A 22333-nucleotide genomic window follows, 5' to 3' on the forward strand; every position below is an offset into this window, starting at 1 on the left:
TCGGGTCAGTGCTTTGTAAATCGCCGCTTCAGCCAAAGAAATGGACGTAAAGGAATATACAAAAAATGCAGCTGGCGAGGCAGTGGAAAAACGACTGAATCCCTCGTAGAAGGAAACAAACGGCTGATGAGATACCATAGTCTGTGCCTTGGCTCCTTTAAGGAAAGCAAGTAAGCGCGGCTAACCGGCTGAGGGGTAAACGCTGTTGTTGTAGCTCCAGCAATGGCTGGACTGGGGGCGACTGTAGTAGCACCTACAGGCTTGGAAAGGCTGCTTACAGCAGTGTTCACTGTATTCATCGGGTCACTAAGGATACTGCTGGCATCTTTCGGTATGTCAGCAGCATCCTTGACGGCGTAAAGAACAGCTTCGCCTACGGCTCCACTGGCTGAAATACCGCCACTCAAAGGGGCGGTATTCATCGACTCGGTCAAAGCTACGCTGGGCAACAGCTCTGACCGAACGAGTCTGCCTGTACCCGCCCGATTGGCAACCGGGTACGGCGCGGGGACGCTGGCCTGCATAAAGGCCAGCGCGCTCAGCGCAAGCCTGTGCGCCTGCCGGGTAGCCGATATCGGACGCATCGGCTCCGGGATCGGCGTACCCAACAGCGCAGCGGCCAGCGTCCAAGCCTGCCCGCCCGCAGGCAGGCCCCCGTAACGGCGCATTAGCGGCAGTAGCGCCCCCCAATTGACAGCGCGTACCGCAAGCCTGTCGATGTCCACTAACCAGCGCAGCCTGAACCAGCCGTGACGCGCTCCGTGTGCGCTCAAGTATAGAAATTGATGCTCGCTGCCAAGCGTATACATACAGGATGTCATCACATTCCTGTTGTCGGCAGAAGTCGCCGGTGCCATCTGACTGGCTCGAACTCCTGCGGCCTTCCCCATTTGCCGACAGTCCCAAAGCTCGTCAAAGGAGGGCTCCCGCCCTCCATCCGGGTGAAGCCGCCAGTGCAACTCGATTTCTACCCTCTTTTGCAGATGTAGGAAGGAGGCGTGATGATCCTTCCACTTCCAGCTACCAAGGACGCGTACTTCTCCGCTTTTGGACGCATATCCGGCTTCCTTCATCCAATGCTCCGCTTCATCCATGTCATCCGGGGCAATAAGTAAATCAATGTCTTTAGAGGTACGCAGGGAAACATCCCCGTATAATTGCTGCGCCAGAGCAGGACCCTTCAGCATCAGCACACGGATTCCATGAGCTGTGAGCAGCCTGGTCAGACGCTCGGCTTCTGCTTGGAGCTGGAGCATGCGTAGCGTGTTTCGTTGATATTGTGCCTGAAGGTTTCGCAGCAATTCTGCGGGGATGAACGGGTAATTCAACGTTTTCAGCTGGAGATACACTGTAGGTACCACACGATGGTGTTCTGTCAGACGCAGCAAGCGTGACCAATCCATCTCCTGCAGCTGGAAAGCAGTCGTCGTATCCTGCCATAGATTGACGTCTTTACGAAGTAGAGAGAGTAATAACGTGAATTCTTGATCCTCATTCCAATTCGCAAGTTCCAAAATAGACTTGGTAGTCATGGATTCTTCTCCTTCGATTCTTTGAACACTCTTTTTTTCTCACACTAAAACAAAGAACTGCCTTTATCCGCTGTCTTCGTATTTGTAGCTGTCCCAGCACGTCTCCCGAATATTCCCACTACGGTAAACGCCCCCATCTCCCGTTCTCCCGTAACATAGATCGGCCCACTGCGTACCCATGCATGTGCGGCCAGTTGTCCCGCAGCATTTTTGGCTGTGCCCAGATACAGTGTGCAGTCCAGTTTTCTGCGTACCAGCAACGTCATAGCGGCAGCGGCTTGTACAAGACAGCTACTGCGCCAAGGAGTATAACGGCTGGCCAAATCCACAGCTTGTGAAATGTGACGGATAGACTTCTCCTGCCCGATCTCACACTGCCAGGGAGTTTCTTCCATGCATTTTCCCCAAGCCCCCGAGTAATCTCCAAAAGAACGACGCTGGCGAAATCTCGCGCATCCCAGCTCCAGCCAGGCTTCCGGGAACAATCTCCTGACCTCTGGAGGCAAGAGAAGAAGCCGTTGTATCCGCATGTTAGTCCAACTCCCGCAGGAGTCTCAGCAATCCTTCCCGCTCCAATTCAGCTACAAAGGTATGTACCTGCTGTCTGCACTGTTCCTCGTCCACTTCATATTCATTCATCAGGACAGTTACAATATCTCCAAGTGAAGGACTGGATTCTGCCAGTTCCCAGATCCGTCCTCCGGTGAAGCCCAAATTATAATACTTTCCAGTATGAATACTCATCATCACTTTTTCTCCGTCCATATCACTTACATAGACCTCTTCACCATACGTGACGCGATAATGATCCTTAGCTGGATCAGTGGCTGCCATAACTCTTTTCCTCCTTATGAATGAGTTCAAGTACCCGTTGTACAACCTCGGACGCCGTAAAAAAGGAGCTATCCCTCAGCAGTCGCCAGCCTTCCACTTTCGGAGCCATCCGGGCCGCTGTATCAAAATACCATTCACCCAAACCCAATCGCGGAATGATCACCCTACGATATGTATGCTGTAGTAAAGTATGCAAGCACTCCAGTTTGTTCAAGGGCTGTTCCGTAACGGCCACTGACTCCCCTTCCCGCATCAACTCACGGTTGGGAGAATCGCTCACAAGCTCGAATACGCCGCCCAGGGGAAGCGGATCGTTATAAAATTTGTCCGCAGCAGGCACGGCATATTTATTGAACTCACCTGCGATCCTACGCAAATCTCGGTATTGTGCCCTTACAGGATTGTCGTCAGTTAGGGAAAGAACGTGCTTTCTTTGTCGTACATGCCTGTTCTCCCGTAATCCCTCCAGTTGAAGCAAGCTTTCCAGCCCCAGCTTCTGCTGCGGATATGCCGGATATACGATGGCTGCGGAAGCTGTAACGTTTATAGCAATCACGTCATCACTGATCATCTGATAGCCAGCCTGTCTAAAGGCAGCAGCCAGCGTCGATTTTCCCGTGCCGGATTCACCTACAAATGCGTAGGCCCGACCTCCGATGGCAACCGCACTTCCGTGAATAGGCAAAATCCGTTTTTGCAACAGTAGAACACCCATGCATGTGCCCAGTACAAACAGCCGCACGGTGTCAGGATCAGCCCCAGGTAACATACTTACCTCGATTTCCTGGCCTCCCCTGATGGCATAAATGGCCGTGCCCGGTATTAGGAACATAAAGCGTTCACCCTGCATTACAAAATTGGTCTGCTCCAGTTGGTCCCTCCATGCTGACAAATCAGCCTGTCGAATGACCACATCCTCTCCCACTCCCTGCTTTGCCGGGATTAACTCCGGTAAGGTCAGCTCACTGGCAATCCTGAGTCCAAAGGCTGTGTATTTCACCCGACGGATATGGGTACTCCTGTCATGCACGCTAGAACCACTCCCCTGTTCTTAAAATCCCGTCTTTATTTCTTTGGGTCCAACCTACCCCCAAAGAAATAAAGACGGCTCGTGATCATAAAGCTATTCGGCTCTCAGTCCAGCATCGGCCCATGTATAATGATCGATTAGCTAGGATTATACAAATCGGCATCGTGGTCTGACACCCAGTCAATCTGCTTCCAGCCTTTACCCGCCATAGTCTGGTTAATATCCAGTACCTCAATCGTAGGTTCCTGCCATTCTTTTTTACTCATCTCATCACCTCCCCTCCCACGAATGGCACCCGTCTGACCAGATAAAAAAGAATCAGTTCAATCCACAGAGAAAACGGTACACGATCAAGCTGTGCATGAACAGTCGTATATTCGGATCAGAGGCCTGCTCCGGACGGGAATGTCGGTAGTTCGCCATAGTCGTCTTAATGTAGTCCATATTGAGATATTCGGCAGCTCGCAAATCATGACACATCACTTGCAGTTCTCCCATAAACGTGTCCCAGCAAGGGAGCATACGATGTAGCCAATCAGCAGGCTGTACGCCGCGTACCCGCTGGTTCAACCGAACATCATCAGGGAGATGATCACGCATAGCTTTACGAATGAGGGCCCTGTCCCGACCGTTTTGTACATATTGTTCAAAAGGCACCGATAAGCAAAAGCGAATTACACGACTGTCCCCGGTCGGATCACGTTCCCACAGGCCATAACGAAGTGAAAGTTTGGTCGCCATAACACCATTTTTGTTGGCAATCGCCAAATTCGAAAACTTTTCTTTTCTTGTCTGATCGGCATTTTTCCTCCAACCTGTTCCACTCAATACAGGAATATCTTCTACATTCATCCGTTTGGCAAACTCCGGGTGAATCAGTGAAGGAATCGGACTTCGATTGCCGCGTCGCAACCATGTACGGGCTTCAAGTGAAGTGGCTTTTTTCAACATCACAGGTAGTAGATGAGACATACGATTGCCCGTAAGCTTGCTGTATCGCCACACTCCCTGCAAGGATTGCAGCCAATGTAAACGACGAAACTGACGGGCGTAATAATCCATTGCAGGTCCCCACGATACGGTAAAATTACCACGTGCCCCAGTCAATAGAACACCGACATTATGTTCCTGTGCTTTCTCATAAAAACCTCTGATCCAAAAGGAGTTTTCAAAATATTTGTAGGGAGCCTCCATCAACTCCAGCCAAATATCAATTTCAGAAAACGGACTTTTCCCCTCAAAATCCATATAATTTTCATGAATGTTGCCCACATAGCGAGCTGTGGACTGTATATAGCTGCGTTCGTTCGCCAGTAATGTAGGCGGTGTCCAATCTGTAAAATCTTGAACAGGTACATAGCTGTAGGCATGTAGCGGCTTGTGTTGTAAGTGCAGCGCTGGTGCGGCAAAGCTGGCAACCGCTCCAGAATCCAATCCCCCACTCAGGGCAGCCCCTACGGCGCGATGCGTCCGTAATCGGGCAGTTACCGCCTGTGAGAATACCTCGCGGAAAGCTTCTATGTATTCGCCCCCTGTTTTGAACCGCAGCGGCTCTACCTCATCCAGACATGCATATTTACGGAGCAATTGCTTTCCCTCTTCCATGGTGAACCAATGTGCAGGAGGCAACTGATTGATATGCTTGTAGACGGTCGTTCCAATATCGACGGATTCCTGCATTGCACGGATCGATAAGAATTCGGCCAGCCATGGTTCATGCAGTTCTTTTCGCAGAGAGGACAGAACCCATAGCGGAGCAACTACCGTGCTAAACGCAAATCCTCCGTCATATTGGTAGGTGTACAGCGTACGATTGCCTGTCATATCTCTAGCACCATATAACCGATGTTTCTTAGCATCCCAAATGACAAAGGCAAAATCACCTATCAGATAGCTTGCTGCATCTACACCCCATTTGTCATATGCCAGCAAAATCAGCTCGCTGTCCGTGATACCTTGTCGCCGCCCCTGCTCAACTGCTAGCCGTTCAAACAGCTCAGAACGATTGTCAATGATCGCATCGGCCGTAATGGCCAAATCTCTCAGCTCATCATAGAAGGGAAGACGCTCATGGACAGATTCGGGGGTCACATGCTGGGCATGACATCCCAAAAAAATGGAACCTTCACACCAAGTGCACACGCGGTCAGCGGGATATTTTTGCAGAGTTTGCATCATTCTCTCGCCTTCTTCAGCATATACAGACTCATGCCCAAATCTATAGATTCCGGCAATTGCACTCACGTTCTCCCCCCTTTTTCTTTTCCGATACTTGATAATACTACAGACGCCCAGCGCCCGAGCTTACGGGCAAATAGGCGGGATCCGATACCTTGGCTAGGGCGCTGATAGCTTTGGAGCTGCTCGATAAGCCGGTTCCGCTCTTCAAAGCTATGTGCCAGTCTGTTTTCCAGCGATTGAATTCGTCTATCACTCACGACCTGTGATATATCCATCCTTGCCAGGTTGTGAGGTGCTGCATGACGGGTTGCATTTGTCATGAATCCTCTGTTATCTGCATCGTGTTCTTCCAGCATCCGATAAGCTGCCTTCCATTCAAAGCCACTTTGTTGGAGAAATTGGTGTGTACGTCGACTCAACAGCTCTACATCCGGATCATCTTCAAAACGGACTCCAGTCATCTGCTCAGCCTGTTCCAGCGCCTCCCCGTAACCAAGCTGCCTAAACAAGCGAGCTCCAATACTTCTGCAATACAGTTCAATTTCCATTGTACTCAACAGATGTTGCCAGCTATGTACCGAATTCTGATGCGCCTGTTCATGCTCCATGACAAACGGATCACCCGCTCCCATGCTATAAAAAAGACTGGATTGAGGCGTATTCGCAAAGTTCCCGTACCTTTCCATTCCCGACTCATAATGGATCCCCAGAAAATGACACAGCTTCTCGATCTCCATCCTTGGATTGGCTACGAGCTGTTCATACATCAGCGGGTATGCAAGTGGATGAGGTGTGGCAAAATAATGAGCGTAACGGAACAAACCAACCGTAATATCTGTCATTTTCATATTAAAATGCGGACTCCCCAGTTCCTTCAGCAGGTGAAAGTGTCCGCCCCGGAGCTGATTAACCTTTTTAAACGAGGCCACGATGGCTAAAGGATTGCGGATAAGCCATACTCGGCGGGCAGCCGGGAACAAACGGTCTAAAAATTCAAGCACTGTATAGTAACGCGGTGATTTGTCGATAAGCATATCAGCGGTCGTCCCTTCAAGCAGGCCATTATATATTTCAAGTGCATACGAACGAGAGGCCTGCTCCAATACCTGTGGAGGGACCATGCCTTTAAAAAATTGCCGGAGTATTCCTGTTCCTCCATATGGCCGGGCATGTGACTGAGGAAGATCATATAAACTGAGCAGAAACCACATTTCCTGCGTGGCAAACAGACGGGAATGGTTTTGCAAAATGGCGGTTAGCAGCGAGCTTCCACTTCGAGGGACACTCAACAAAAATACTAGCTTTCCGCCTTGCTTTTCAATCAAGCACATTCCTCCTCTACCTCTGCTCAAGACGTTTTAATAGATACACATCGTATTTTTATTATAATTTATGATACATAGTGTATCTTGTCAATCCCTTTAATGGATAAATTCTGTGCTGCACGTTCATGTTAAACCTTATGTAGATTTAGAAGTGCAGCCAGCTGTCTGTAAATAATGATCTTGCTGCATGTTAGCCAAAGGAGCATAGCACTATGGGACGAGCTGTTAAAGGTACGATTACGATTGAAGGTCACGAAATTGCGATCACAAACCCGGATAAACCGCTGTGGCCCGAAGCAGGTGTAACTAAGGCGCTATATCTTCGCAAGCTTGCGGTATTGGCCCCCTTCCTGCTCAAATATTGCCATCAGCGTCTACTGACTGTCATCCGTTGGCCACATGGGATTCATGGGGACTTTTTTTATCAGAAAAATGCCCCACATCCTCGGCCAGACTACATTGAAACCGCTCTGCATGATGGCATTGAGTATATCGTGCTTGGCAAGCTGCCCCAACTACTCTGGCTTGGTAATCAAGCTGCGTTGGAATTTCATCCCTCTCTGCACCTAGCAGGAAGCCAACTGCCCTGTGAATGGATGATTGATCTTGATCCATCCAGAGAGGTCGAGCCACGCATTATGGAGGCTGCCTCCATTGTAGGCGAAGTATTAGCTTCGCTTGGGTTGGACTCTGTCCCCAAAACCTCCGGGGCCACGGGTGTACAAATTATCGTCCCGATCCGTCCAGGCATAACCTTTGACGAGCTTCGCAGCATCGGACTGTTGGTTGGACAATTTGTAACGGAAAAGCACCCGCATCTATTCACACTGGAACGATTAAAGAAGGATCGCGGAACAGCCATTTATTTTGATTATTTGCAGCATTATCAGGGAAAAACCTTAGCCGCTCCTTATACTCCACGGGCACGTCCCGGCGCTACGGTCTCCACTCCACTAACCTGGGAAGAGGTACGGCAGGATGTGTCACCACTGGATTACCATTTGCTGAATATTGAAGAACGGTTAAACCAGATAGGCGACTTGATCGACAAGGTTCCTCCCCAGCCTGTAGAGGACCTCCTCAAGCATATGCGTTCCAAAACACACCCAACCTAATCCATGCTTTGAAGCACAAAAAAGGGGACGAACCCCGCAGCCATAGGCTGAGAAATTGTCCCCTTGCGCTAGTGTATTCCTTTTTTCTTAAAACGTCCGCCCTTCACATCGTGAATATTACCAATCGCAATGAAGGCGTGCGGGTCCCAATCCTCAACGATGCTCTTGAGCTTCGCTTCCTCCAGTCGGGTAATGACGACGAAAATCACTTTCTTGCTCTCGCCTGTAAAGCCGCCTTCACCTTCCAGATAAGTTACACCCCGTCCAAGACGGTCCGTCAGGGCATCTCCGATATCACGGTATTTATCACTAATAATCCAGACCGATTTGGACTGATCCAGACCCTCAATCGTAATATCAATCATTTTCATAGCAATATAATAAGCAATCATGGAATACAGGGCATTCGGCCAACCGAACACAAAACCCGCACTTCCCAGAATGAAAATATTAACAAACAGTACGATCTCACCGACCGAAAAAGGAGTTTTTTCACTGACGAGAATAGCTACGATCTCTGTCCCATCCAGCGAGCCGCCGGACCGAATCACAAGACCTACCCCAACGCCGAGAATGACACCCCCAAAGATAGCGCCAAGCAGCGGTTCCCCAGGAGTCAATGCACTTACATTGTGAAGTAACGCAGTTCCGATGGACATAACGACGATGCCGAATAATGTGGATAAAGCGAAGGTTTTACCGATTTGTTTGTAACCGATAAGTAAAAATGGAAGGTTCAACAGGGTCAGGAAAATACCGAGCGGATAACCAGTAATCTTGGAGGCCATAATGGAGATACCTGTAACGCCTCCGTCAATAACGCCATTAGGAACCAGGAATATTTCCAATCCCACTGCCATCAGCGCTGCACCAACCACGATCATGGCTGCACGCTGTAATAAGCGTTTTACTTTGTTCTTTGGATTAGCTGGAATTTTGCTGATCTTGGTCAACTCTCCGGTTACATCTGTGATCTCAGACAGATTTTGGACTTCCTTGCTCACTACACTCATATATAAATCCCCCCGTTACAGTATGGTATATTAGACCGAAAAAGGGGCTGCTCTCCGCAGTCCCCTCTCCTTTACGGCGCTTAGTTATATGATTAGTATATCATAAAACTGTGATTTTGCGCAAAAAAGTTAGCAAAGAGCACATAAATCACAATAAAGCGGGATTATATTGATAAAAACGGCGAAAACCGCCTCTAAAGGAGGGGAGAGAGCATGCGAGTTAGAATTTCAGCTATTTTTTGAGATCGAGGACGTCTGCGGAACACGTTCAAATCTATTTTTGAAGAGTTGGAAATGTCCTCTACAAAATCTGCCGAAAGCCGTTTTAACGCCGAAGTCGCAAAAAGTACAGCGGTCAACTCAAAATTATAGAAAAAGCTTCGCATGTCCATATTGGCGGTACCAACCGAGCCGAGCAAATCGTCCACAATTACCACTTTGGCGTGGATAAATCCTTTTCGATATTGGTAGAACTCCACTCCCGCCTCAAGCAAATCTTGTACATAGGACAGTGACGCCAGGTGAACCAGTTTTGAATCTGATTGGTAGGGAATAATAATTTTCACATCTATGCCACTGACGGCCGCCAGCTTCAGCGCCTCATAAATCCCCGGATCGGGAATAAAATACGGCGTCGTTATCCAAATCCGCTTTTTGGCAACCGTGAGCGCTCCAAAGCACAATTCCTGAATCGTGTCCCATACCTGATCGGGACCACTGCTCAAAATCTGTACTTCCTCATCCCCTGTGCAGGTATGTGGAGGAAATAAATTCACGTCCATCAGCCTCTCTCCCGAAGCCAGCTTCCAATCGCTAAGAAACACATTTTGCAGAAAATAGACGCCATCTCCTTCAATCTGCAAATGCGTATCCCTCCAAAACCCCACTTTGGGGTACTTTCCGAGATAATCGTCGCCTACATTGATTCCCCCCACAAATCCGATTGTGCCGTCCACCACTACGATTTTCCGGTGATTGCGATAGTTAATTCGGCGGTCCAGCGTGGCGAAAAACGGCGGTAGAAAATAATGAAATTCGACCCCAGCCTCATTACAGGTGCGAATAAATGAATAGGGTAAATTGTAGCTCCCTACGCCGTCCACAATGAATCGTACCTTAACTCCCTCGCGTGCCTTACGGATCATGACCTCCTGAAATTTTTTTCCGATTTCGTCTGCCCGAAATATGTAAAACTCCACATGGATATGATGTTGTGCCTGTTCCATCGCTGTCAGCATAGCCTCAAAGGTTTCTTCCCCGTTCGTCAGCACACGTGTACGGTTGCAGCCTGTCAACGGGTTTTCCGACATACGAATTAACTGGTTAAACAGACGCTCCTGATGCTTAAAATGGGGATTGTGCATTTGCTCTACATTTTCAATCACCTTGGTTTGCGCCCACAGACGTTCACGGAATTCACGAAATAGCTGCGATCCTGCTTTACGAACCACTTTGCGCTTCTGGTAATCCTGTGCAACAAAATAGTACACCACAAAACCAATAAGCGGGAAGCAAAACAAAATAAAGAGCCAGGCTACCGCTTTGGACGGCTTGCGAAATTCAAAGAGCAGAATCGTCCCGGTCTGAAAAATAAAAATAATTAAAACCAACAGCAACCACAGCATGTCTAAGCCTCCTTATATATCTACGTTTTATACAAAGCTCCAATTTTTTTGACATGTTTGCCTCTTAAGCTGAATAGATAGTAACCAAGCACTATAGGAGCGATGTCCGGAAAGGAGCGATTATGAAAAAAGGAAGCCTAAATCGCCGGATGACCCTGCTTGTCATTCGGGATGCACAGCAACCGCCCAAGCAGCTACAATGCTCCGCAGCCGCTGTCATTCTCGTCCCGACCCTTGTGATCGCATCAATCTCTACGCTCGTGATCGGGCTGCAAATCCGTTCTTCCCATATTATTTCCCAAATGGAAACCAATCTTGCTGTCCAGAGTTTGCAGATGGAGGTCACAGTAGCAGACAAAGACGCAGCCATTGGGCGACTGCGGCAGGAAGTCATGGAGCTGACGAATCAAGCCACCAGTATTCGCGAACGTCTCCAGCGTGTAACAGAGCTGGAACAACAAATGCAGCAATTCATTCGTAAACACGGAAATTCCTCCAGCGCAAGCAGCAATAAATCAACCATAACCCCGCTCTCCTGGGATGCTTCCGGCCATACTGGGGGCGAATTGATCGCAGTGCATGAAAATACAGCTCTTCTAGCCCGCCAGGTCATGGATGATTTTCAGGAAATCGAAGCTCTGCTAGACACTGTGGAGCGTACGGTTCCGCGCTCTATTCAACAGGCAAATGCCGTCCAGCAGAACCTGGAGCGCCAACAAGCCGCACAGCTGCTCCAGACCCGCAGACTGGCACTTGCTGAACAAGGGAGGCCCTCCATTTGGCCTGTTGGTTCGCGGCGCATGACCTCCAGTTTCGGCTATCGCAGCGACCCATTTACAGGTAGATCCGCTTTTCACTCCGGCGTGGACATTGCCGGTCAATCCGGTGATCCTGTCTATGCGGCAGGGGCAGGCACTGTGCTAGAGGCCGCTTCCAGCGGAGCCCGTGGCAAGTGCATCATCATTCAGCATCCTGACGGACTCCAAAGCTGGTATATGCACCTAAGCGGGATGCAGGTAGCTCCCGGGGACCGTGTTCACAAAGGACAGACCATTGGCCTGCTGGGAAGTACAGGGAGAAGCACGGGACCTCATCTTCATTTTCAGATCGTCAAGCATAACCAACCTGTCGATCCATTGCTGTATGTACAATAAGGATTTTGCAAAATACTTACCATAAAGGATTGGAGGAAAACGTTCATGTTCAAGGAATCCAAAAAAAAGCTCTCCACCCCGGCGACGGATACACTGCTCGCTAACGGCACTAGCTTTGAAGGTACGATTGAGGCAGAGGCCAACATTCGCATTGACGGTCATTTCCAGGGCGATATCTACAGCACTCGTACTGTCGTCATTGGAGAATCAGCAGTTGTACGTTCGGACATCATTGCACGGGACGTCATTCTTGCCGGCAAGGTATTCGGCAGCATCACCGCGGAAGGACGGCTGACCATTACACCGACAGGCGAACTATATGGAAATACGGCGACCCCTACATTGGTCATTTCTGAAGGCGGCATACTGAACGGCACGAGTCAAATGAACCAAACTATGGAGGCAGAGTCGCCAACTGCTATAGAGAAATCAGATGATGAAAATCAATCCAGTTTCAGCCAAGACAATGAGGACAGCCAAGCCTCCCTACAACCCGAAGCGGGATAGGGCGGCTTACACTCCTTATATTTCTAGCAAAGCCTCCATTTACTCCATAATATCCTCCACTCTGCGTTCCAAAAATAAATGGTATACCTTGCGTATGACGATTTTGCCACACATATACAATGGAATAACCAAAATGATACCCAAGATCCCAAGTAGATCGCCACCAACTAGCAATAAAATGACGACAGTCAACGGATGAATGTCCAGTTGCTTGCCAAAGACAATCGGTGACAGCCAATTATCCTGAATTTGCTGTGCAACGATCACCACCACCAGCGACCAGAGCGCCATGGAAGGCGATTCGAGAAATCCAATGATAACCACAGGTATAGAAGCAGCTACTGCCCCCACATAGGGAATAAAATTAAGGAAAATCGAAATAACGGCAAGTAGCAAAGCATAAGGCAACCCAATAATCAAAAACCCAAGGAACATCATCAAGCCCAACGCGACATTGATCAGCACTCGACTGACGATAAAGCTGCTGAGTGCACTATCAATATCCTCCATCACTTCCAGCGCGTCCTTATGATATTTTTTAGGAAAGAAGTTGAGCATTTTAGGACCAAACTTGCTTCCTTCCTTCAGCATGTAGTAGAGCAATATGGGAAAGGTAGCCAATACGATAAAAAAGTAGGATACGAACGATACCAGCTTTACCGAATAATCTGACAGCGTTGAAAAAGCTTCGTTTAACGTATCTGACAGTTGTGACAGCGGGTCTTCACCCGGAGGCAGCACTTGTCTCAAGGATTGATTATGCCGCCATTGGCTTAATTGATCAACCAGACTTTTAATGAGCTTCGGCGCATTCTCAAATAAATTGGTCACCTGATCACGGAGCGTAGGCCATACTCCCCATGAGAAGAGGAACAGTAACACGCCAATGACCAAATAAATCAGTAATATGGAAATCGATCGTTTGATTTTTCTCCGTTCCATGACATCTACGATCGGTCTCAATAAATAATAGAGGAAAAAAGATAGCATCAGCGGTACTATCAGCAGGCTGACCAAGGATACGAGAGGACTGAATATAAAGCTTACTTTGGTGCCCAAGTAAATGATGAGCAATAGCATGACGATTCCTGAAGTCAGACGAAAAAAACGATTATTTTGCAGCATATCATGCGCCCCCTGTTCTGTTTCTCTCTACTTCTTTAAACGCAAACCGACCCTATTGATTGATTCTTGCTGAAAATAGATTACAATATACCCACACTTACAGAATATGTAGCAAAAAAGGAAGTCCAAATGGCTAGGCATTGGACTTCCTTTTTGTGATCTTAGCATTTTGCCAAAATCCTCGTATGATTAAATCACACATTCTAAGAGATACGTGTTTAGGTTGAAACATCGCGTTTTACGAAAACCACCCAGGCAATTGCTATAAAAACCACATAATAAGCAGCCAGCACGGTGAGCGAAAAGGTTAGATCGGAAGTTACTGTACCCGGCGGCATATCTAGATATTTTTTCAGATCCATATGCGTAAAGAGTACGTATTGGGTCCATTCAAAACGATCTGTGCTGAACAAACCAATCGAGTTATACACTGTTTTGGTGAACATCATAAACAAAGACAAACCAATCGCCAAGGCGCTCGAACGAAACACCGCAGATAACATAAATGCAAAAGCCATGGTCACGAATAGGGCGATATAGCTATACAAAAAGTTCAGCGTTACGTAAGATACCGGATCACTGAACAGCGGAACAGAGCCCGCTGGTGCATCCTTCGATAACATCAGCCAGGAGGACAGCGTAACCATCAAAACCAAAACGATCGTTCCGAGCAAGCTGAACAAAATCACCGATATATACTTGGACAACAGAATTTTGCTGCGAGTCCAAGGGCGAATGAGCAGTAGCTTAATCGTTCCCCATGTAAATTCACCAGCCACCGAATCAGCAGCTACAATGACCGTAAACGTCGTATTGAGGAAAAATGTAAATAACGTTGTCAATGCGATGCCATCCCACACACTGACCTGATCGGAAACCAGAGAAATCAGCATCGGAATCACAGCGGTGATGACTGCCAGCAGCCCCAGCATGATCCATGTGCGCACACGCAAGTAGATTTTGAGATTTTCATTATGTACCAGCTTGAAGAAATCAGCCAATGGACCCGCCTCCCGTCACTTCCAAAAATTGATCTTCCAACGTACGGGCAACCGGGCGAATGGCATACACCTTGACTCCATTTGCAGCCAGCAGACTGTTCATCTCTGCAATCTGTTCCCGCTCCAGGTGAAGCAGTAGTTGATTGCCTTCGATGCGCCCTGCTCCAGCAAGCGTATAAGCTTGCTCGGCATCATTGACTTCAAAAGCAATTTCCGCCGTCTGCACTTCTCCCTCTGTATTCTTCAACTGCTTGATATCTACCAACCGCCCGCTTTGAATAATGGCCACGCGGTCGCACATCAGCTCCATTTCGGACAATAAATGACTCGATACAAACACCGTAATTCCTTCCGTACGGGTTAATTGACGCAAATAATCCCGCAGTTCACGAATACCCTGCGGGTCCAAGCCATTGGTCGGCTCATCCAGCACGAGCAGCTTCGGACGATGCAAAATCGCCTGAGCTACTCCGAGTCGCTGTCGCATCCCGAGCGAGTAGGTTTTGACTTTATCGTGAATTCGGTTTCCGAGTCCCACCAGACGAATCGCTTCATCTATACGCTCTTGGGTCACCCCTGGAGACATGCGCGCAAAATGCTGCAAATTTTGATAGCCTGTCAAAAACTTGTACATCTCCGGGTTCTCAACAATCGCACCTACATGGGAAACAGCCTTTTCAAAATCGGTATTGATGCTGTCTCCGCAAATATGAATATCACCCTTGCTGATCGAAATCAGGCCAACCATCATACGAATGGTGGTCGTTTTTCCCGCACCGTTGGGTCCGAGAAAACCAAATACCTGTCCGGCCGGAACCTCCAGTGTCAGATTGTCCACGATCGCTTTTGAGGAAATGATTTTACTCACACCCTCCATACGTATGACGGGAACCTGCCCTGTCGCTTGCTGCATGCTATGAAACTCCTTCCATCCGGAGTGAAGCTGTCATCCATTTTACTGTACATTTCCGGTTTTGGAAGTATTGTACCATATTTATCCTTTCAGAAACACCTTTGGGAACACCATATCACGTCTGTTCCTTTTCCTTGTATATCCAAAGCACCCTCCACTCCTCATCTTCCTGCGTCACATAACAAGGTTGTACGATATCAAAATTACCGAATCGGGTCTTGTAATGCTGAGTGACCGTAATACGGTAGACCTTCCCTAAATCTTCCCCATTTGGATCGGTACGAATGTCATATTCTACCTGCGGCTCCCCCAGTTCAAACGTAAACGTATCCGTCCCCATATCCTGCATAAAAACGTGCGCACGCTGCTGTACATACGTGGACTTCTCGAATTTCTTCTTCATTTGTGAATGAAAAAGCTCCCAGGAGCCGCCAAAATTCCCCGATTGCTCCATCGTGTAGAACTCGTTCAGCGCTTCTACGGCTTGATCCCCTTCCCCCGTAGACATCACCCCACGCAGACCCATCCACAGCAGCCATAGCAATCCACATAGGATTGCAAAATACAGTAGCTTACGGACGTACGCCGAAGCCGCTCTCCTTCTAAGCAGCACATATGTCCCTCCCTCTGTTGGACTATACCGAATACTCTACAGATGTATGTAGGACAAGGTGAGTTTAGAAGAGAATAGCAGGTCCTCCCTATAGGACATTCGCCTGCATAAGGGATGGCTAAGGCGATGCAGAAGTGGTGACCAAATGTTTCTCCAGCACTCCATGGATACGTTGGCGTTCTTGCTCATCTACGATGTAATAATACACGCCGTTGATTTTGCTCCCATGTCCCTTCACCTCAACGGTATCCATCTGCTTAAGAGACGGGCCGATCCGGGTCAGAAAGGTCGTCATATCATCAAAGGTAATGTCTGTGCGAATCTGCTCCCCCGCTGCCTCCAGTAGCGGTTTTACTCGGAACAGCTCTTCCTTGCTGATGGACTGGGCAAGAATTTGCTTGAGCAGCTCTCGCTGGCGAGCATTTCTCCCGAGATCCCCACGCGGATCATCAAATCGCATACGGGCATAGGCCAATGCTTCTACTCCGTTCAAGTTCAAATTCCCCTGCGCAAAATGATGCCCCTCATACTGAAAATCAAGTGGATTGTAGACCTCCACTCCCCCCACAAGATCCACCATTTTCGCAAACCCTTCCATATTCATTTGTACATAGTAATCTATCGGATGGTTCAAAAAATGCTCTACCGTACGGATCGACATATCCACGCCCCCAAAAGCAAACGCGTGATTGATTTTGTCCTCACGCCCTCTACCGATCAACTCTGTTCGCGTATCACGCGGAATGTTGAACATTAACATCGAACCCTTGGCGGGATTCACAGATAGAACGATCATCGTATCGGATCGTCCTGGATCGTGCGGTCGCCGATCTACACCCAGCACCAGCACGGTGAACGGCTTAAACTGAGAGATGGCTGCCGGATTGGGTGTACTTGTTCCAGTGTTTGTTCCTGCGGAGTGCCCTGCTCCGCCTGTCGCAAGGGTAGAGACCGCTCCGGGCTGCACGATGCTGCGCGGATGATACATCGCATCAGCCGCTGTTTTAAAGGAATGATACACATAGACGGTATAGGCAGCACCTCCTACAACCAATAACGCCACAGCCCCCAATGTCATCTTCAGCCATCGTTTCATAGTCAGCCTCCCTTTACGGATTCACTACAGACTGATGACGATCTATATCCAGATTGTTCATCTGTGGTCTGCCAACAGAATAGTATGCAAAGGCAGATTGTCTAATTTGTTCTTCCCTATACACATTGCGCCCGTCAATCATAATGGGATACTTCATCAGCTCATTCAGTTCACCCAGTCCGACCTCACCAAACTCCTCCCATTCCGTCAAAAGACACAATGCATCGCATCCTTCTGCTGCTTCCCGCGCGCTATCGGCCCACTTTATTTCCGGGCTGTCCAGCAATCGGCGGAAGTTAGCAGTAGCAATCGGGTCATATGCACGAATATGCGCCCCTGCCTCCAACAGCGACTGCATAATATCCAGTGCCGGGGCATCTCTTACATCATCTGTGTTCGGTTTAAATGCCAGCCCCCATATGCCAATCGTAGCTCCTTCCAGCTCACCCAGTGCCTCTTTCAGCTTGCGAATCACGTTAAAACGTTGTCCTTGATTCACCTCCACCACGGATTTCAGCAGCTTAAATTCATAGTCCACGTTGCCTGCAATTTGAATTAAAGCCTGCGTATCCTTGGGAAAACACGAACCCCCATAGCCAATACCAGCGGACAAAAAGGAGGAACCGATCCGCTGATCCAGCCCCATACCGTGTGCCACGCGTGTAACGTCTGCACCCACCTTTTCACAAATATTTGCAATCTCATTAATAAACGAAATTTTGGTCGCCAAAAAGGCATTCGACGCGTACTTGATCATCTCGGCCGAACGGATATCCGTGGTTAAGATATTCGTGGTCAGCGGCTCATGCAGAGTAGTTAGTACTGCGGATACATGCGGATCGGAAGCTCCAATGACGATTCGATCTGGCTGTAGGGTGTCTATAACCGCCGATCCTTCTCGTAAAAATTCAGGAACTGAAGCGATACCAAAAGGATAGTTCGTGCGACTAGCAATCCAATTTTGAATACGCTCGTTCGTTCCGACAGGCACCGTGCTTTTGGTAACAATGATCTTGTAGCCATTCATGGCATCTGCCACCTCGCACGCTGCTTCTTCAATATAGGACAAGTTGGCTTCCCCGCTCGGCAATGAAGGTGTACCTACCGCCAAAATAACAATATCAGCTACCTGCACCGAAGCTGCGGTATCTGTTGTAAAGCTCAACCGTCCCTGCTCCACATTATCTTTAATTAAAGCCTTTAAGCCTGGTTCATAAATCGGTACCCCGCCTGCACGCAACTGCCGAATTTTATCTTCATTCTGATCGATACAGACGACGGTATTGCCAAGCGCGGCAAAACAGACCCCTGACACCAGTCCGACATACCCGGCACCTATTACACATAGCTTCAAAGCAATTCCCCCTTTTTACATGCTGTCTTATTTCACTGTACTTTTGCCCCGCTTTACTTCTCTATGCCTCTCCCTGTATGCCGATTATGATAGAGCGTGAGCCTTTTATTATGTCGATAGGATTTGAGAAAACGATAGATATACATTGGATTGTTATAGGCATACCTCTTCCACAAACGCTTTGGCTCACAGATCAGACGGTACAGCCATTCCAGTCCCAATCTTTGTATCATTAGCGGTGGCCTGCGAACCTTGCCTGTAATATAGTCAAAGGCAGCCCCTACTCCAATCATCACGCCTCGGATACGATCTTTGTTGCGATGCATCCAGACTTCTTGCTTGGGGCAGCCCAGACTGACGAATATGATATGCGCACCTGAAGCATTGATTTCCTCAATGATCCGTTTCTCCTCATCTGGCTGAAGTTCACGAAATGGCGGTGAAAAGCTGCCCGCGATACGAATTCCAGGGTAATCCTGTCCTATCCTGTCTTTTAAGCTATCCAGCGTATCCGGCGTACTGCCGTAAAAATATACGCTCACCTCCGTCTGTGGCGCACGTTCGCACAACTTGAGCATCAAACTGGGACCATCCACCCGATCCTGACGCTCGAATCCGTACAGCTTGAGTGCCCAAACCAGTGGCATACCATCTGGAGTACACAAATCAGCCTGAGTGAGCGCTTCGTGGAATTCGGGAAGATCCCCGGCCGTGACAATGGAATGAGTGTTGCATATACATACATAGCTGTCCTTTCGTCCGACTGCCCATTGTTCCAGCGTATGTACCGTCTCCTGAAACGTCAGCGCTGCAACATCTGTGCTCGCAATCCTTCCGACTCTATACTGGGGCAGCTGCTTCATCATCGCATTCCTCCATGGCCTCGCTATATATCGCTAGCAGTTGCTTCACATTCACTTCTTCCGTATAGTGTGCAGCATAGTTTTGCGCCACCTTCTGTCTCATAGCTGCATAGTTCTCATAGGCTACTGCACGGCGAATCACGGTCTTTATATTTTCCAGATCATCATGTTGAAAATGGAAACCCGTCACCCCGTCCTCCACAACTTCCTCCAATGCGCCGATTCGGCTGCACAATACCGGCGTTCCCACGGAATAGGACTCTACAATCGTCATCGGAAAACCTTCATACCAAATAGAAGGCACCATCACATACATGGCCCGGCTCATGCAGTCCAGCACCGTGTCTCCATCTTGCTTGCCGAGAAACCGAATATCTTCCTGCGGATGAGCAGCCGCCAGTTCAGCCTTTTCCGGACCATCTCCAATGATGACCAGTCTCAATCCGCCCCGATCTTCCAGCTGTGACCAGGCTTGCAGTAGATTGCGAACCCCTTTTTCAGCTGAAATCCGCCCCACGAACAACAAATAACGATCATTGGGATCATACTTGGCTTTCACCGTTTGATGATGGACAAAATTCGGTTTTACTGCGATGCGGTCCAGCGGAATGCCGCTTTCGGCAAATTTGTCCCGTGCAAACTCCGTCAGCGCAATATAGCGACTTACCTTGTGCTGCCATGTGCCGATCAGCTCGTTGAACTTAATCATCGCCGCCACCGGAATCGTCTGCAGCTGCGAGCCTCGGTAACATCCATGACGGATGGAGTGCAACAGCGTGCCGTGCAGGCATTTTTCACAAACTTCATTCCCTCGCATAAAGGTTGCCGCCGGACAGATCAGCCTGTAATTATGCAGGGTCTGGACAACCGGAATCCCCAGCCGTTCACAGGCATGATAGACCGAAGGGGATATGACCGGAAAAAAATTGTGCACATGTACCACATCCGGTTTCACTCGCAAAAGCAGCTCTTTGATCCTTTTGAATTCTGGGAAGGACCAGGTTGCCTCTACCGCCAGCTTTGCCATGTTGGCCAATCCTTTGCTTTGAATGCTGTCGTTATGCACATAGTAATGCTCCGTCTCTATTCCTCTGGAACGCAGCATAGCCGATTCCTGCTCGACAACCTTGTCTTCTCCCCCACTTTGCTGATAAAAGTTATGGATGATCAGTACTTTGCTTACAGGCGGGATCATTCGTCTGCTAACCTGTTGACTCACGTGGCCGCCCCACTTTCCTGTGTTGATTGCATAGCGTGATTGGAGCTCATGGGTTTGATCCGTTGCTGGCTTACGATTTCATCTGCAATCCGATCCCACGACATACGCTCGATCGTAAGAAATGCTTTCTCGGCTAGGCTTTGTCTAAGCTCAGCATCCTCCAGCAACGTGCCTATACGGCCAGCCCATTCCTCTTCCGAAAAGCTTCTCAGCATCACTCCGCTTACTCCGTCCTCAATCAAGGTAACCGAGCCACCGTTCACCGAAGAAATAATCGGGACGCGGAACAACATGCTTTCCAGCAGTACCATGCCAAAAATATCGTATTGGGTCGGAAACAGCATCACATCCGCTGCTCCGTAAATCTGCCACAGATGACGTTGCTCCACTCTTGGAAAATGTATAATTCTATCCGTCAACCCCAGTTGCTGAGCATAAGCCCAATAACGATCCGTATCTATCTTCCGTCCATTCCCAACCATTAACAAAAGGCAGCCAGGATGCTTTTGGAGTACTCTTTTGAACGTACTCAGCATAAAACGTATATTTCTCCGTTCCTCCAGCACACCGACATACAGCAGCACCGGGCGATCTCCGATCCGACGCAGCTCATTCGCAACCTCACGGTTTTCCTCGCGCGCTCCACTGTTGTCGTCACTGTTGAATCCTCTCTCTACATTGCTGCGATCCAGTCCGACTCCGATCGTTATTACGTTGTTGAAGCCTTTATTCTCCAGATAGCGCTTGGCCAGATCGGATTTGACATAGGTTCGGCGTAGAGACTTTGTCACCTTAGGCAGCAACATAACATCGTACAGTTTGCGGATCAGCGCATGCGTATTATCTCGGTATGGACCGTGATACAGCGCCAGCTTATCGGGACATTTGCGGGAAAGCAGGTAGGTCATGATCTGGTTGTATTCTGTAGTAATGACCAGATCATAAGCTGCCAGAAAAGAATCTTTGAGAACATCTCTGTAGATGCTGTTGCTTAAGAACTTGAACCCGTGCAGCCAGATAATGCGCAAGGTGCAGCCTGCGTGGCGGTAGACCTGTTCCAGATGGGTCTCCTTACGATCATTGTAGTAAACAATATCGCAATCGTAGCCTTTACGGACGAGCGCTTTACCCAAGCCGACTTCCTGCAAATTGTATGAGGCTCCATTCACCTTGCTGGCAAAGTTGCGAAGATACAATATTTTTGGAATCATCATCAGTACTCCTGCCATTTCATATTGGGTGAGTTAAAGCACGCGAGGTTTAGAGCCCGCTGCGCACTCCATTTGATCTTCCGATCGCTGTTGCAGTGGGATTCCTGGATATATAAAACATTACGAGGTAGGAATCCCACTGCAAAGGCGAACGTTAGCGCTTCTTCAGATTCAAATGGACCACTCCGCTGCTGACCGCCGTTTCCATAAAGTCACCCCATCTTAAAAAAGGGAATGCTGGGCATGAAGTGCCATCGCTGCGCGATGTACGCGTGCGAATACATACAGGGCGTTGTTTCGTCAAACAACTTGTAAGCTTGGCACGTTATGGCACGCTCACAAGCAAGCATAGCTATACTACCGCTAGGCTGAGCAAGATGCTTTAACTAGGCTTGACTGTCGCTTGCCGTGAGTACTATTCATTAAGCTCTTTCACCTTGAGAGAGCTATACAGAGCATTAATTACACCGGTTGCATGCTCGGTGTGAAGTTCGCGGCGATAGGGCGCAGCTATCGCCAGGCGGCTCTTACCTCCCCCACCTTATAGGCAGGGAGAAATTCTTTTTGGCGGCGGTGAAACGTAGCGGAGGGTAAGGATTTGAATCTGAAGAAGCGTCAGCGT

The 22333-nt window shown here is 48.7% G+C and carries 21 protein-coding genes; 3 read left to right on the plus strand and 18 right to left on the minus strand.

Annotation, left to right across the window (positions count from 1 at the left end; translation table 11 throughout):
* Positions 1–5 precede the first annotated feature (5 nt).
* The 7 genes from C0638_RS01795 to C0638_RS01820 form a co-directional block, all read right to left on the minus strand.
* On the minus strand, positions 6–1532 hold the full coding sequence (locus C0638_RS01795) for a nucleotidyltransferase domain-containing protein (protein ID WP_102163317.1): 1527 nt from the start codon (positions 1530–1532) through the stop codon (positions 6–8).
* Positions 1533–1576: 44 nt separating this feature from the next.
* Positions 1577–2062 carry a lasso peptide biosynthesis B2 protein gene (locus tag C0638_RS01800; protein ID WP_013369859.1) on the minus strand — a complete coding sequence of 162 codons (486 nt, stop codon included), beginning with the start codon at positions 2060–2062 and terminating at the stop codon, positions 1577–1579.
* Between the two features lies 1 nt (position 2063).
* On the minus strand, positions 2064–2366 hold the full coding sequence (locus C0638_RS01805) for a lasso peptide biosynthesis PqqD family chaperone (RefSeq protein WP_040101899.1): 303 nt from the start codon (positions 2364–2366) through the stop codon (positions 2064–2066).
* Positions 2353–3396, minus strand: coding sequence for a dephospho-CoA kinase (locus C0638_RS01810; RefSeq protein ID WP_058710852.1), 1044 nt, complete (start codon positions 3394–3396; stop codon positions 2353–2355). Before C0638_RS01810 ends, C0638_RS01805 begins: the two co-directional genes overlap by 14 nt.
* A 137-nt stretch (positions 3397–3533) precedes the next feature.
* Entirely contained in the window at positions 3534–3662 is a 129-nt protein-coding gene (locus tag C0638_RS25110; protein WP_013369856.1) for a paeninodin family lasso peptide, read from the minus strand.
* Between the two features lie 52 nt (positions 3663–3714).
* Entirely contained in the window at positions 3715–5640 is a 1926-nt protein-coding gene (locus C0638_RS01815) for an asparagine synthase-related protein (RefSeq protein ID WP_058710851.1), read from the minus strand.
* On the minus strand, positions 5637–6908 hold the full coding sequence (locus C0638_RS01820) for a sulfotransferase family protein (protein WP_233902271.1): 1272 nt from the start codon (positions 6906–6908) through the stop codon (positions 5637–5639). Before C0638_RS01820 ends, C0638_RS01815 begins: the two co-directional genes overlap by 4 nt.
* A gap of 206 nt (positions 6909–7114) precedes the next feature.
* Between C0638_RS01820 and ligD the strand changes: the two genes are divergently transcribed.
* Positions 7115–8017, plus strand: a complete 903-nt coding sequence (ligD, locus tag C0638_RS01825) for a non-homologous end-joining DNA ligase (protein ID WP_013369853.1) — start codon at positions 7115–7117, stop codon at positions 8015–8017.
* A gap of 68 nt (positions 8018–8085) precedes the next feature.
* Here the strand turns inward: ligD and C0638_RS01830 are convergent, their stop codons facing one another.
* Together C0638_RS01830 and cls are read right to left on the minus strand one after the other, a co-directional pair.
* Positions 8086–9030 carry a YitT family protein gene (locus C0638_RS01830; RefSeq protein ID WP_013369852.1) on the minus strand — a complete coding sequence of 315 codons (945 nt, stop codon included), beginning with the start codon at positions 9028–9030 and terminating at the stop codon, positions 8086–8088.
* A 194-nt stretch (positions 9031–9224) separates the two neighbouring features.
* On the minus strand, positions 9225–10655 hold the full coding sequence (gene cls / locus C0638_RS01835) for a cardiolipin synthase (protein WP_013369851.1): 1431 nt from the start codon (positions 10653–10655) through the stop codon (positions 9225–9227).
* Positions 10656–10777: 122 nt separating this feature from the next.
* Here cls and C0638_RS01840 point away from each other — a divergent pair, with 122 nt between their 5' ends.
* Positions 10778–11809 (plus strand): M23 family metallopeptidase, encoded by a 1032-nt coding sequence (locus C0638_RS01840; protein WP_058710849.1) that lies wholly within the window; start codon positions 10778–10780, stop codon positions 11807–11809.
* A gap of 45 nt (positions 11810–11854) precedes the next feature.
* Positions 11855–12316, plus strand: a complete 462-nt coding sequence (locus C0638_RS01845) for a bactofilin family protein (protein WP_025678079.1) — start codon at positions 11855–11857, stop codon at positions 12314–12316.
* A gap of 39 nt (positions 12317–12355) precedes the next feature.
* Here C0638_RS01845 and C0638_RS01850 read toward each other — a convergent pair whose 3' ends face one another.
* The 9 genes from C0638_RS01850 to C0638_RS01890 all read right to left on the minus strand — a co-directional run bounded on the left by C0638_RS01850 (position 12356) and on the right by C0638_RS01890 (position 21711).
* Entirely contained in the window at positions 12356–13441 is a 1086-nt protein-coding gene (locus tag C0638_RS01850) for an AI-2E family transporter (RefSeq protein ID WP_013369847.1), read from the minus strand.
* A 218-nt stretch (positions 13442–13659) separates the two neighbouring features.
* Positions 13660–14442, minus strand: a complete 783-nt coding sequence (locus C0638_RS01855) for an ABC transporter permease (RefSeq protein ID WP_013369846.1) — start codon at positions 14440–14442, stop codon at positions 13660–13662.
* Positions 14435–15355, minus strand: coding sequence for an ABC transporter ATP-binding protein (locus C0638_RS01860; protein WP_058710848.1), 921 nt, complete (start codon positions 15353–15355; stop codon positions 14435–14437). The genes C0638_RS01855 and C0638_RS01860 overlap by 8 nt, the downstream gene beginning before the upstream one ends.
* Before the next feature lie 115 nt (positions 15356–15470).
* On the minus strand, positions 15471–15968 hold the full coding sequence (locus C0638_RS01865) for a hypothetical protein (protein ID WP_058710847.1): 498 nt from the start codon (positions 15966–15968) through the stop codon (positions 15471–15473).
* A 118-nt stretch (positions 15969–16086) separates the two neighbouring features.
* Positions 16087–17064 (minus strand): LCP family glycopolymer transferase, encoded by a 978-nt coding sequence (locus C0638_RS01870; protein WP_058710846.1) that lies wholly within the window; start codon positions 17062–17064, stop codon positions 16087–16089.
* Positions 17065–17077: 13 nt separating this feature from the next.
* On the minus strand, positions 17078–18418 hold the full coding sequence (locus C0638_RS01875; RefSeq protein ID WP_058710845.1) for a UDP-glucose dehydrogenase family protein: 1341 nt from the start codon (positions 18416–18418) through the stop codon (positions 17078–17080).
* A gap of 53 nt (positions 18419–18471) precedes the next feature.
* The gene (locus C0638_RS01880; protein WP_040103768.1) at positions 18472–19284 is read right to left on the minus strand and encodes a WecB/TagA/CpsF family glycosyltransferase; all 813 of its coding nucleotides are present in this window, start codon (positions 19282–19284) and stop codon (positions 18472–18474) included.
* Positions 19259–20500 carry a glycosyltransferase family 4 protein gene (locus tag C0638_RS01885; RefSeq protein WP_058710844.1) on the minus strand — a complete coding sequence of 414 codons (1242 nt, stop codon included), beginning with the start codon at positions 20498–20500 and terminating at the stop codon, positions 19259–19261. Before C0638_RS01885 ends, C0638_RS01880 begins: the two co-directional genes overlap by 26 nt.
* On the minus strand, positions 20497–21711 hold the full coding sequence (locus C0638_RS01890) for a glycosyltransferase family 4 protein (protein WP_102163318.1): 1215 nt from the start codon (positions 21709–21711) through the stop codon (positions 20497–20499). Before C0638_RS01890 ends, C0638_RS01885 begins: the two co-directional genes overlap by 4 nt.
* Between the last annotated feature and the right edge of the window lie 622 nt (positions 21712–22333).

Source organism: Paenibacillus sp. lzh-N1, from assembly GCF_002872435.1.
Taxonomy (GTDB): domain Bacteria; phylum Bacillota; class Bacilli; order Paenibacillales; family Paenibacillaceae; genus Paenibacillus; species Paenibacillus polymyxa_C.